Raw genomic sequence first — 12,381 nt, forward strand, 5'->3', positions numbered from 1 at the left:
GGCAATACCTGCGGTTGCGTGGCGGTAGCGGGCTAGCGCCCCCGACGCCAGAGCAGCCCGCGCAGGCTCAACAGGGCCGGCAGGCCCAGGCCGGCCCATGCCAGAACGTCCCAGCCACCGTCGCCAAGCAGTGCGGCGAACAGGCCCAGGAACCCAAGCATGGCAATCAACGCTGGCCATGCGAAGAGGCGTGCAGTGGATTGCGACCTGTGGCTCATGCGCGCACCTCCCTGGGTTTGCGCTGCTTGCCCCACCACAGGTAGAGGCCGCTGCCGAGCACGATGATTGTCAGCACGTCCAGCAAAGCCCAGAGGATTTGCATCGGTCGCCCGCCGTAATCGCCAAAATGCAACGGCTGCGACAGGCCCATGGCATCCATGTACCAGGGACGGTCGCCTACGGCAGTCACAGCAAGGGTGCGAGCATCGATCAATACCGGCGTGAACAGGTGAGAACTCAGGTGTGTGGCACCGTTCATGAATACCGCATAGTGGTGCTCGCTGGAGAACCGCGTGCCTGGAAAAGCGATGAAGTCCGGGCGCATGCCGGGGGCGGCCTGTTCGGCAATTTCCAGCAGGCGAGTGGCTGGGGCGCGATCGACGAGCGGCGGCGCGTCGCGGTAGGGGGCAACCATCGCTGCCAGGCTGTCGTTGCGCCAGGCCGCGATGACCAGGTCGGACAGGGCACTGATCACGCCCGTTACGCCCACGGTCAGCGCCCAGGCCAGGGTAACTGCGCCGATCAGGTTGTGCAGGTCGAGCCAGCGTAGGCGGCGGGACTTTTCGTGGCGCACGGTGCCGAAGGCCAGACGGCGCATGAACGGCGCATAGAGCACGGTGCCGGAGACAATCGCGACGATGAACAGCACGCCCATGAAGGCCAGCAGCAGCTTGCCGGGCAGGCCGGCGAACATGTCCACGTGCAGGCGCAGCATTATCATCATGAAGCCGCCATTGGCAGCCGGCATGGCCACTGCTTCGCCGGTGCGGGCGTCGAGCATGAAGGTGTGCGACAGGTTGGGGTCGGTGCCAGCGGTAGCGGCGGTGATGGCCACCACGCCGTTGGGTTCGTCCTCCTCATATCCGAAGTACTGCACCACCTCGCCGGGGCGGTGTTGTTCGGCTTTCAGTACAAGCTGCTGCAGGTCGAGGTGCGGGGTGCCAGCTGGCATTTCACGCAGTTCGGGGGCGTCGCCGAGCAGGTGTTCGAGTTCGTGGTGGAAGATCAGCGGCAGGCCGGTGAGTGCCAGCAGCAACAGGAACAGGGTACAGACCAGGCTGCTCCAGGTATGGATCACGGACCAGCGGCGGATGGTTGGGCTTTTCATCACGGTACCGATTTTTGTCTGTTGGAACGGGGGCCGCAACGCGGCCCCCGCTCACTCAGAACTTGTAGTTGACGCTGGCGACCACGTTGCGTTCGTCGCCGTAGTAGCAGTAGTACCCGTCGCACGTCGACAGGTAGTCCTTGTTGAACAGGTTTTTCGCATCTACGGCCACGGTCACGCCTTTGAGTGTGCTGTTCAGGCGGCCCAGGTCGTAATGTACAGAGGCGTCGTAGACAGTGTACGAGCCCACATGGCCCCAGTCGGTATTCGTGGTGTTGCCGTAGGTGTCGCCCACATAGCGCACGCCAACGCCTACGCCAAAGCCGTCCAGTGCCCCGCTGTGCCAGGTGTAGTCGGCCCAGGCAGTGGCCTGGTTACGCGGAACCTGTGCCATGCGCTTGCCTTTCTCTTCACTGGTGCCTTTGGTGATTTCGCTGTCGTTATAGGTGTAGGAGCCCACCAGCTTGAGGTTCTCGCTCACATCCGAAGTAGCCTCAAGCTCAAGGCCTTTCACACGCACTTCGCCAACCTGGCGGGTGACGCCACCCTCGGTCACCGACATGTTCTGCTGCGTCAGGTCGAATACAGCTGCGGTGAACAGGCTTTTGCTGCCTGGCGGTTGGTATTTGATACCCAGCTCGTACTGCTTGCCTTCGGTCGGCTTGAATGCATCGGTGCTATTGACGGCGGAGCCGGTCGCGGCTTGGAACGACTCGGCATAGGAGATGTAAGGCGTCAGGCCGCTATCGAACACATAGCTGAGTGCTGCGTTACCACTGAACTTCTTGTCGCGCTGGGTATTGGTAGCATCGCCCTGATTGTGGAAGGTGGTGCCGGTGTGCACCCAGTCCTCACGTCCACCCAGGGTCAGGCGCCAGTTGTCCAAGGCCATCTGGTCTTGGGCGTACAGGCCGGTCTGCTGGGTCTTCTGATCGTAGTCGTACATGTCGAAGTACTGGACGTTCGAGAAATCCTGGCCGTATACCGGGTTATGGATATTGCTTGATGGCACGCCGGCCGAGCCCCAACGCCAGCGAGCATTGCTGTCCGAGCGCTGATGGTCGAGGCCTAGCAGTAGGGTATGGGCGAGCTGGCCAGTCTGGAAATCGGCCTGGAAGTTATTGTCCACTGCGAACTGGGAGATATCTTCTTCGACGATACCGGCAGTACGTTGCACGGTGCCATCGGCGCTGACAGCTTCGTCCGGCCCAGCTGGCCAGATCGAGCCACCGGCAGTAATGCCCTTGAAATCCAGTTCGTTGCGCGCATAGCGTAGGTTCTGGCGGAACTGCCAAGTATCGTTCAGACGGGTTTCAAACGCATAGCCCAAGTGGTAATAGGTGCGGTCGTAGGATTCCCAATCCGGGTCACCCAAGTTCTTGTGGTGAGAAATTTTGCCAGCCGGGCTGTCCAGCTTGGTGCCTTGCAGAGGCAAGAACTGGCCAGTAATGCCAGTATCATCGCGGGTGTACTGGGAGATGAAGGTCAGCTTGGTGTCGTCGTTGATATTCCAAGTCAGGCTGGGCGCGATGTTATAGCGCTTGTCCGGTATATGGTCGATCGGCGAGCCGCTGTCACGCACGGTACCGCTCACTCGGTACAGGAACTGGCCTTCATCGTCGAGCTTGCCGGTGCTGTCGAAGTTGATCTGCTTGTGATTGTTGCTGCCAACCTGGGCTTCGATTTCATGGCTGCTTTCCAGCTGCGGTCGACGGCTGGTCATGTCCAGCAGCCCGCCTGGCGGGGTCTGACCGTACACTGATGAAGCTGGGCCGCGCAGCACGGCGATGCGCTCTAGGTTCCAGGGTTCAATTTTGGGAGTGGCATAGTTCCCCTTGGGCAATGGCAGGCCATCAAGGAACTGGGTGGGCACAAAACCACGTACCAGCAACCAATCGCTGCGGGAGTCGGAGCCGTAGCCGCTGCTCTGCACGCCTGCCGTGTAGCGCAGGGCATCATTCAGGCTGAGTACTGGGCGATCCTCCATCTGCTGCCGGGTGATCACGCTTACCGAGCGGGGTAGTTCGGCGATGGCGGTATCTGTCTTGGTGCTCGCTGCCGTGCGGGTTGCGGTGTAACCCTCGACCGCCCCCCAGGCGCTTTCATAATTGGACGTAGCGTTGATGGCCGTCTCTGGCAGCGCCAATGCCCCTTCTTGTGTGGCCACCAGGCTGTAGCTACCCACGCTGCTCTGTTGCAACTGCAGGCCGGTACCACGCAGGGCCGCTTGCAGGGCGCCGAGGCCGTCGTACTGGCCGCTTACCGGGGCCGAGGTGCGGCCGCTTACCAGTGCCGGGTCGATGGCCAGGGCAATGCCGGCCTGGCTGGCGATCTGGTTGAGGGTGGTGGCTAGCGGCGCGCTGGGCAGGTTGTAGGCGCGCGGCGTGGATAGCTCGGCGGCGAACAAGGCGGAGCTTGCCAGCGGGGCGGCCAGGCCGATGGCCAGGGCCATCAGGCTGGGGCGCAGGATACGATCAACGGCACGGGACATGCGGCGGTTCCTCGACGGGTAAGTGCTTGCTGCTTCCTTGCCGAGCGAGAATTGAAAAGTGACAGGGTGAATCTGAAAAATATTGAGAGTTATTTGAAATGAATGTTTGCCTGTACCGGCCTCTTCGCGGGCTTGCCCGCTCCCACAGGTACACCACAGAGCATGAAACTTGTGGGGTACCTGTGGGAGCGGGCGAGCCCGCGAAGAGGCCAGAGAAGGTTTATTTGGGAACGACGTTGACCCACCACTGGGTATGCCGCTCGATCTTCACCGGCAAGGCCGGCACCAGCGATTCCAGCGCCAAGTCTGTGTTGGTCAGCGGGAAGCTGCCAGTCACGCGCAAATCGGCGACCTGCTCGGCTACCCCGAGGTGGCCGCTGCGGTACTTGCCCAGTGCGGCCAGCAGGTCGCCCAGCCGCACGTTGTCCACCACCAGCATGCCGCGGGTCCAGGCATCGGCCCCGACCGGTACTGCGCCGACCTGGCCGAGGCCGTTGGCGTTCATCAGTACCTGCTGGCCTTCGCGCAGCACTTGCTCGTCGCCACTGTTGTGCGGCATGGCTGCGACCGAGGCTTGCAGTACTTCCAGGCGGGTACCGTCGGCTTCGCGGCGCACCAGGAAGCGCGTGCCTAAAGGCCGCAGGCGGCCATCGTCGGTGCGTACCAGCAGCGGGCGCGGGTCCTGGTGGCCGGTTTCGACCGAGATCTCGCCCTGGTGCAGCACGATTACCCGCTGCTCGCCGGCGTAGTCGATGTCTACGGCGGTGTGGGTGTTCAGGCTCAGCAGTGTGCCGTCTTCCAGGCGCAGGGTACGCAGCTCGCCGGTAGCGGTACGCTGGTCGGCCAGCCAGTAGCTTGGGGCCAGCGACGGTGCGCCGACCCAGGCCAGCAGCGAGCCGAGCAGGAACATGCCAGCAAGCCCGCCGCCCACATTGCCGATGCGTCGACGCAGGCTGGTGCGTGATTGCAGCAACGCCTGGCGTGCCGGGCCGGCCGCGGCGCTGACGCGCTGGTCCATGGCGCCCAGCTGGCGCCAGGCACGCGCGTGTTCTTCGCTGGCGGCATGCCAGCGCATGAATTCGTTGCGTTCATCGGGCGTGCCGCTGGCGTCGCCGAGGCTGAGTTTCCAGGCGATGGCGTCTTCTAGTACCTGGGACGAAACCGGTGCGTTGCTCACGTCGGTTCCCCGTACAGGGCCACATAGCACTGGCGCATGCCTTGGGCGATGTACTGGCGCACCCGCGACACCGACACACCCAGGCGCTCGGCGATTTCGCCATGGCCCATGCCGTCCAGGCGGTTGTGCAGGAATGCCGCGCGGGCCTTGCTCGACAGCTTGCCGAGCAGCCGGTCGATGGCCTTGAGGTCTTCGAGGATCAGCAGCTGCACTTCCGGGGAAGGTTGTTCGGCTTCCGGGATCAGCGCCAGCTCGGCCAAATAGGCCTGTTCCAGCGCGGCGCGGCGAAAGTGGTCGAACATCAGCCCTTTGGCCACGGCGGCCAGAAACGCACGGGGTTCGCGGGGCGTGTCCAGCTGCTCACGGCCGAGCAGGCGCACGAAGGTGTCCTGGCTCAGGTCTTCGGCACGTTGGCGGCATGCCATGCTGCGTTGCAGCCAGGCGAGCAGCCAGCCGCGGTGGTCGCGGTACAGCGCACCGACCAGATCGGCGTGTGGGCTCTGTGCTGAAGACAAGCAGCGTCCCCCCGGAACGAATGCATTAACTAACGATAATTATTCGCGATTGTTGCAGAGGGGAGGGGGTGGGTGCAATGGACGCTTATCGGATTGCCACCATGGAAAAGGCTGATGGCCCAATCGCCGGCAAGCCAGCTCCCACAGGGATCGTATGATTTTCAAGCCTTGTGCAGCCCTGTGGAGCAGGTGTCGAGTACTTTTCAGGGGTTGTGCAGTACCGTGGGAGCTGGCTTGCCGGGGATTGGGCCAGTCAGGCCAATGCAAAGCTACAGGCCATGACTCTGTGCTTTGCGCCGCCGCCACCCACGCAACCGCTGCTCCAGTTGCAACGGGCTGTCCAGCTGCTGGCGCCGGGCCTGGCTGAACAGTATCAGCGCCAGCTCTGCGGTCACCTGGGCATCGGCACTGGCATGGTGGCGCTCTTCCACCTGCAAACCAAACCGCGCCACCCAGTCATCCAGCCCGGCCTCGCGCAGCACCGTGTCGGGGTTTAGCATCGGCGCCAGTTCGGCAACGTCGAGGAACAGTGACTGCAGACGATGCCCAAGGCTTTCCTTCAGCGCACGGGCCAGCATGCGCTGGTCGAAGGGCGCATGAAACGCCAGCACCGGGCTGTTGCCAATGAAATCGAGCAAGTCGAGCAGGGCCTCGGCCGGGTCGCAACCGGCGGCAAGGGCGCCGGGGCCCAGGCCATGAATCAGCACGCTGGCGTTGGTCTTCTGCAAAGGCCTGTGCAGGGTGCGTTCGAACTGCTGGGCAAAATCGATGGCGCCGTCTTCGATGGCCACTGCGCCTATCGACAATACCTGGTCCCGGTTGGGGTTGAGCCCGCTGGTTTCCAGGTCCAGCACCACCCAGCGCTGTTCACGCAGGGTGCATACCCCCAGCGGCGTGGGCTTGGGCAACCGGCTCAGGCGCTGGCGTGTGGCGGGGTCCAGTTCGGGCGCGCTGGGGCGTAGCCAGGTGAACAGGCTCATAGCTGGTACCGCAGGGCCAGGCTGCTTTGCAGGCGCTGGGCCTGGCGCAGCGCCTCGCGCAGGATGCGCCGGTCCAGGTGGTTGAGGCTGTCCGGGTCGAGGCGGTTGGAGTAAGGCAGGTTGTCGCGAGCCTGGCGCTGGTGCTGCTGCATGCGGGTTTGCTGGATGAAGTGGTAAGCCTCTTCATAGGCCGCGCCATCCAGTGGCTCGATCACGCCCTTGGCCACCAGCTGGCGCAGCCGCTCCAGGGTGTTGCAGGCACCGACGCCATTGGCCAACGCCAATAGCCGGGCACCGTCGACGAAGGGCGTCAGGCCCTGAACCTTGAGGTCGAGGGTGGCGGCCTTGTCATTGCCCTGGCGGGTCAGCACGAACTCGCGCAGGCGGCCCACCGGCGGGCGCTGGCGCAAGGCGTTTTCGGCCAGCATGCGCTGGAAGATGCGGTTGTCGGCCACTTGGTCCAACAGGCGTTGGCGCAGTTGTTCGCAACCTTGCTCATCGCCCCACACCACACGCAGGTCGAAGTAGATGCTCGAACCCAGCAGGTTCTCCGGGCTGGCTTCACGAACAAAGCCGGCAAAGCGCCGTGCCCACTCGCTGCGTGACAGGCACAGGTCAGGGTTGCCGGCCATGACGTTGCCCTTGCACAGGGTAAAGCCGCACTGGGCCAGGCACTGGTTGATGTACTGCGCCAGCGGCAGCAGGCGGGCACGGATGGCGTCGGCTTCAGCGCTGTCGGCGGCTTCGAAGAGGATGCCGTTGTCCTGGTCGGTGTGCAGGGTCTGCTCGCGGCGTCCTTCGCTGCCAAAGCACAACCAGCTGAACGGCATGCCCGGGTCGCCGCGCTCGGCCAGCGCCAGCTCGATCACCCGGCACACGGTGTGGTCGTTGAGCAGGGTGATGATCTGGGTGATCTGCGTGGACGATGCGCCATGGGCCAGCATGCGCTCCACAAGCTGGCTGATTTCCCCGCGCAGCGAGACCAGAGTGTCCAGCCGAGGCGCATGGCGGATGGTGCGCGCCAGGTGCACCAGGTCGACCCGCTGCAGCGAGAACAGGTCACGCTCGGAAACCACCCCGCACAAGCGCCGGTTTTCCACCAGGCACACGTGGGCGATATGCCGCTCGGTCATGGCCATGGCCGCGTCGAAGGCGCTGGCCTGAGGGCTGAGGTAGAAGGGTTTGACCGTCATGTGCCGCTCGATGGGCGCGCCCAGGTCGGCATCCGCCGAGGCCACCACCTGGCGCAGGTCGCGCAGGGTGAAGATGCCGGTGGGGTAGCGCTGCGCGTCGACCACCACGATGCTGCCGACCTGCTGCTCGTGCATCAGCCGCACGGCTTCGCGCAGCGGGGTTTGTGCCGTGCACACCACCGGGTGACGCATGGCCAGCTCACCCAAGGGCGTGTTCAGCGAATACTGGGTGCCGAGGGTTTCCACAGCGCGCTGTCGTACCTGCTGGTTGACCTGGTCGAGCAGGCTGCTGACCCCGCGCAGGGCAAAATCCCGAAACACTTCAGACATCGAGAACACGCGGATGAACGCGGCCTTGTTCAACTGCAGGCAGAACGTATCTTCACCGGCCAGGTGCTCGGTGCGTGTGGCTCGCTCGCCCAGCAGGGCGGCCAGCGGGAAGCACTCGCCACTGGTGATTTCGAAGGTGGTTTCCACGCCAGGCTTGACCAGGTGCTGGCGCTCGCCAACCACGCGGCCCTGTTTGACGATGTAGAAGTGCTCAACCGGCCCGTCGGCAGGTTTGACGATGCTTTCGCCGCAGGCATAGAAGCGCAGCTGGCACTGCTCGACCAGGTAGGCCAGGTGGCTGTGCTCCATCTGGTTGAACGGCGGAAAGCGCTGCAGGAACTGCAGGGTGCCTTGGATGTTCTGCAGTACTGCTGTCCTGCCCGCCTGGCTGTAGGCGTCCTTTTTGCTCATGAAACTGACCGTATCGCTACGCCGAACTATATATATCTATATATAGGTGCCGGCCTTGTTGTTCTCTGCCTCCATGGTCGGCTTGCGGCGGGGTGGTGCCCATTGGACGTAAGTCTATGAACGCCCCTGTCAAAGACCCGACGAAAGGCGAAACGGGTTACGCGAGTAATGTGGTCCTAAGGCTGAAGCGGAATTTTTTTTGACGAGATGAGCATGCCTGAGCACACCGACATCCTGAGCGACGCCGAGCGTGAGGCCTTGGCCGTGGTAAGTGCGCCTGTGGCGCCCAGGCCGTTGGTGCTGATCGTTGATGACAATCCGGTGAACAGCGAGGCCCTTGGCTATTTCCTGAAAAGCAGGGGTATCGACAGCATGATCGCCGATGGTGCCCAAGAGGCATTATGGAAGCTGCACTGGGAGCCGAGGATCGCACTGATGATCACGGATCTGCGCATGGAGCCCTGGGACGGGATCGACTTGATCCGCCAGGTAAGGGAGTCGAAGTGGGCAGCGTTGTCGATCATCGTGGTGTCGGGCGACACCGATGTGAAAGAGGCCGTGGACGTGATGCACCTGGGGGTGGTGGATTTCCTGCTCAAGCCGGTCGACCTGGGCAAGCTGCTGGAACTGGTGAAGAAGGAACTGAAAATCGAGTAAGTAGTGGCCTGCTCCGGCCTCATCGTCGGCAAGCCAGCTCCCACAAGGACCGCACAGATTTCAAAGCCTGTGCAGTTCCTGTGGGAGCTGGCTTGCCGGCGAAAGGACCGCACAGCGGCCCTCGTTCGCAGGTGTTACTTACAACCCGTTACGCGCCTTGAACTCGCGGCGACGGCGGTGCAGCACCGGCTCGGTGTAGCCGTTCGGCTGCTTGCCACCTTCCACCACCAACTCTACAGCCGCCTGGAACGCGACGTTGTCGTCGAAGTTCGGCGCCATCGGGCGGTACAGGGCGTCACCGGCGTTCTGCTGGTCGACCACCACGGCCATGCGCTTGAGGCTTTCCAGCACCTGATCCTGGCTGACCACGCCATGGCGCAGCCAGTTGGCCAGCAACTGGGCAGAAATGCGCAGGGTGGCACGGTCTTCCATCAGGCCGACGTTGTTGATGTCCGGCACCTTCGAGCAACCCACACCCTGGTCGATCCAGCGCACCACGTAGCCGAGGATGCCCTGGGCGTTGTTGTCCAGCTCGTTGCGGATTTCTTCGTCCGACCAGTTGGTGTCGGCGGCCAGCGGGATGGCGAGGATGTCGTCCACCGATGCCGGGGTACGCGAGGCCAGCTCACGCTGGCGCGCCTGCACGTCCACCTTGTGGTAGTGCAGGGCGTGCAGGGTGGCGGCAGTCGGTGACGGCACCCAGGCGGTGTTGGCACCGGCCAGCGGGTGGGCGATCTTCTGCTCGAGCATGGCAGCCATCAGGTCGGGCATGGCCCACATGCCTTTGCCGATTTGCGCACGGCCTTGCAGGCCGGTGGCCAGGCCAACGTCGACGTTGTTGTTTTCGTAGGCACCGATCCACTTCTCGTTTTTCATGGCGCCTTTGCGCACCACGGCGCCGGCTTCCATCGAGGTGTGGATTTCATCGCCAGTGCGGTCGAGGAAACCGGTGTTGATGAACGCTACGCGCTCGGCGGCAGCCTTGATGCAGGACTTGAGGTTGACCGTGGTACGGCGCTCCTCGTCCATGATGCCGACCTTGACGGTGTTGCGTGGCATGCCCAGCAGGTCTTCGACCTGGCTGAAGATTTCGGCGGCGAAAGCGACTTCTTCCGGGCCATGCATCTTCGGCTTGACGATGTACACGCTGCCGGTGCGGGTGTTCTTGCGGCTGGTGTTGCCGTTGAGGTTGTGCAGGGCGATCAGGTTGGTGAACAGGCCGTCCTGGATACCTTCGGGGATTTCGTTGCCCTGGGCATCGAGGATCGCCGGGTTGGTCATCAGGTGGCCAACGTTACGCACGAACAGCAGCGAACGGCCGTGCAGGGTCACGCTGCCGCCATTGGGCGCGGCGTACTCGCGGTCCGGGTTCATGGTGCGGGTGAAGGTTTTGCCACCCTTGCTCACGGTTTCGGCCAGGTCGCCTTTCATCAGGCCCAGCCAGTTGCGGTAGACGATAACCTTGTCGTCGGCGTCGACGGCGGCAACCGAGTCTTCGCAGTCCATGATGGTGGTCAGTGCCGATTCCATCAGGATGTCTTTCACGCTGGCGGCGTCGGTGCTGCCAACCGGGGTGTTGGCATCGACCTGGATTTCGAAGTGCAGGCCGTTGTGCTTGAGCAGCACGGCGGTTGGTGCGGCGGCGTCACCGTGGAAGCCGATGAGCTGGGCGTCGTCACGCAGGCCGCTGTTGCTGCCGCCTTTCAGGGCAACAACCAGCTTGCCGCCTTCGATGCGGTAGCCGGTGGAGTCGACGTGAGAGCCGGCAGCCAGTGGCGCAGCCTCGTCGAGGAAGGCGCGGGCGAAGGCGATGACCTTGTCGCCACGGACCTTGTTGTAACCCTGGCCTTTTTCGGCGCCGCCTTCATCGCTGATGGCGTCGGTACCGTACAGGGCGTCATACAGCGAACCCCAGCGTGCGTTGGCGGCGTTCAGGGCGAAGCGGGCGTTCATTACCGGCACCACCAGCTGCGGGCCGGCCATGTGGGCGATTTCTTCGTCCACGTTCTGGGTGGTGGCCTGGAAATCGTCGGCTTGTGGCAGCAGGTAGCCGATTTCCTGGAGGAATGCTTTATAGGCGACGGCGTCGTGGGCCTGGCCTTTGCGTGCCTGATGGTAGGCGTCGATCTTGGCTTGCAGCTCGTCGCGCTTGGCGAGCAGGGCTTTGTTCTTTGGAGCGAGGTCATTGATGATCTTCTCTGCACCCGCCCAGAACTGCTCGGCGACGATGCCGGTCCCGGGAATGGCTTCGTTGTTCACGAAGTCGTACAGGACCTTGGCGACCTGAAGGCCACCGACTTGAACGTATCCAGTCATTGCTTGCCTCACTCTGCTCAGCTATTTCGCTCTTCTGTATTAAGCCTGTAGCGCTTCTCTAAACACGGCACCAGTGCGTGCCCCCGGGTTGTACCGGGCGCGGCTGGGTGCGGCTTGCCAGACGGGCCGGCAGGCAGTGTGCGTATTTTCACAGGCGCCTTGGCAGACATCCAAACGACGTTTTGTAGTCCGCGCCACGGGATACTACATGAAGCAGTAGGCGGGGCAAAATCAGACTAAAAGCGCCGTTATGCGACCCGTTGGTCGCGTATGGTCACGCTGGGAGTGGGTATGTTCGCAAAAAACAGGTGGATTGTTCCAGATAAATCTTGAAACAGTACACGATTCGTTGTGCTGGCCGCCCTGCGGCAGGTTGCCGCGCCTTGCCTATACTGAGTCGATCCCCCGATTTTCTGCCGCCGGGCGCGGTCCGACACGAGGAAGGGCTTGTGGATCATCTTGTACTGACTGTTATCGCCCCTGACAAGGCTGGCCAGGTCGAACGCATTGCCCAGTGCATCGCCGACCACAGTGGCAACTGGCTGGAAAGCCGCATGTCGCGTATGGCCGGGCAGTTTGCCGGCATCCTGCGGGTGGCGGTGCCGGCTGAGAATTACGCTGAACTGGTGGCATCGTTGCAGGGGCTGGCCCGGTATGACATTCGCGTGCTGATTGCCGAGAGCGGCATCGAGCCGTCGTGTACCTGGAAGCCGATTGCCATGGAACTGGTGGGGAATGACCGGCCGGGGATCGTGCGGGACATTACCCGGTTGCTGGCGGATCTTGGGGTGAACCTTGAGCGGTTTACCACTGAGGTGCGGCCGGCACCGATGAGCAGCGAGCCGCTGTTTCATGCCGATGCATTGCTGGCGCTGCCGTTGACCCTTTCGCTGGATGAACTGCAGCAGAAGCTGGAGAGTCTGGCGGACGATTTGATGGTGGAGTTGCAGTTGCGGGCGGAGGATTGATTCGAGATCGCCGGGG

The 12,381-nt window shown here is 63.0% G+C and carries 9 protein-coding genes and 1 pseudogene; 2 read left to right on the top strand and 8 right to left on the bottom strand.

Annotation, left to right across the window (positions count from 1 at the left end; all coding sequences use genetic code 11):
• Positions 1–32: 32 nt before the first annotated feature.
• From WF331_RS09695 to WF331_RS09725, 7 genes are all read right to left on the bottom strand, one after another.
• Complete coding sequence (locus tag WF331_RS09695) at positions 33–218, bottom strand: hypothetical protein (RefSeq protein ID WP_016497655.1); 186 nt, start codon at positions 216–218, stop codon at positions 33–35.
• Entirely contained in the window at positions 215–1,327 is a 1,113-nt protein-coding gene (locus WF331_RS09700) for a PepSY-associated TM helix domain-containing protein (RefSeq protein ID WP_061203606.1), read from the bottom strand. Before WF331_RS09700 ends, WF331_RS09695 begins: the two co-directional genes overlap by 4 nt.
• A gap of 55 nt (positions 1,328–1,382) precedes the next feature.
• A complete protein-coding gene (locus tag WF331_RS09705) occupies positions 1,383–3,818 on the bottom strand; it encodes a TonB-dependent siderophore receptor (protein ID WP_016497657.1) in 2,436 nt (811 codons plus the stop codon).
• 220 nt (positions 3,819–4,038) lie between these two features.
• Positions 4,039–4,995: a FecR domain-containing protein gene (locus WF331_RS09710; RefSeq protein ID WP_284361947.1), complete on the bottom strand. Its 957-nt coding sequence runs from the start codon at positions 4,993–4,995 to the stop codon at positions 4,039–4,041.
• A complete protein-coding gene (locus tag WF331_RS09715) occupies positions 4,992–5,510 on the bottom strand; it encodes an RNA polymerase sigma factor (protein ID WP_016497659.1) in 519 nt (172 codons plus the stop codon). Before WF331_RS09715 ends, WF331_RS09710 begins: the two co-directional genes overlap by 4 nt.
• A 269-nt stretch (positions 5,511–5,779) precedes the next feature.
• On the bottom strand, positions 5,780–6,490 hold the full coding sequence (locus tag WF331_RS09720) for a 3'-5' exonuclease (RefSeq protein WP_016497660.1): 711 nt from the start codon (positions 6,488–6,490) through the stop codon (positions 5,780–5,782).
• Complete coding sequence (locus WF331_RS09725; protein WP_016497661.1) at positions 6,487–8,424, bottom strand: DUF294 nucleotidyltransferase-like domain-containing protein; 1,938 nt, start codon at positions 8,422–8,424, stop codon at positions 6,487–6,489. The genes WF331_RS09720 and WF331_RS09725 overlap by 4 nt, the downstream gene beginning before the upstream one ends.
• A 116-nt stretch (positions 8,425–8,540) precedes the next feature.
• On the opposite strand from WF331_RS09725, the pseudogene WF331_RS09730 reads away from it, so the two are divergent.
• Positions 8,541–9,081: pseudogene (locus tag WF331_RS09730) on the top strand (response regulator).
• Positions 9,082–9,219: 138 nt separating this feature from the next.
• Here WF331_RS09730 and WF331_RS09735 read toward each other — a convergent pair.
• A complete protein-coding gene (locus WF331_RS09735) occupies positions 9,220–11,397 on the bottom strand; it encodes a malate synthase G (protein WP_174370553.1) in 2,178 nt (725 codons plus the stop codon).
• A gap of 449 nt (positions 11,398–11,846) precedes the next feature.
• On the opposite strand from WF331_RS09735, the gene WF331_RS09740 reads away from it, so the two are divergent.
• Positions 11,847–12,365: a glycine cleavage system protein R gene (locus WF331_RS09740; protein WP_049275374.1), complete on the top strand. Its 519-nt coding sequence runs from the start codon at positions 11,847–11,849 to the stop codon at positions 12,363–12,365.
• The last annotated feature ends 16 nt before the right edge of the window (positions 12,366–12,381 follow it).

This window comes from Pseudomonas sp. YNh (assembly GCF_037993085.1).
In the GTDB taxonomy this organism is placed as follows: domain Bacteria; phylum Pseudomonadota; class Gammaproteobacteria; order Pseudomonadales; family Pseudomonadaceae; genus Aquipseudomonas; species Aquipseudomonas putida.

What these genes read in the sequence shown, in the direction of transcription:
- WF331_RS09695 (WP_016497655.1), bottom strand. Translation starts at nt 218, where the DNA reads ATGAGCCACAGGTCGCAATCCACTGCACGCCTCTTCGCATGGCCAGCG.
- WF331_RS09700 (WP_061203606.1), bottom strand. Translation starts at nt 1,327, where the DNA reads ATGAAAAGCCCAACCATCCGCCGCTGGTCCGTGATCCATACCTGGAGC.
- WF331_RS09705 (WP_016497657.1), bottom strand. Translation starts at nt 3,818, where the DNA reads ATGTCCCGTGCCGTTGATCGTATCCTGCGCCCCAGCCTGATGGCCCTG.
- WF331_RS09720 (WP_016497660.1), bottom strand. Translation starts at nt 6,490, where the DNA reads ATGAGCCTGTTCACCTGGCTACGCCCCAGCGCGCCCGAACTGGACCCC.
- WF331_RS09725 (WP_016497661.1), bottom strand. Translation starts at nt 8,424, where the DNA reads ATGAGCAAAAAGGACGCCTACAGCCAGGCGGGCAGGACAGCAGTACTG.
- WF331_RS09735 (WP_174370553.1), bottom strand. Translation starts at nt 11,397, where the DNA reads ATGACTGGATACGTTCAAGTCGGTGGCCTTCAGGTCGCCAAGGTCCTG.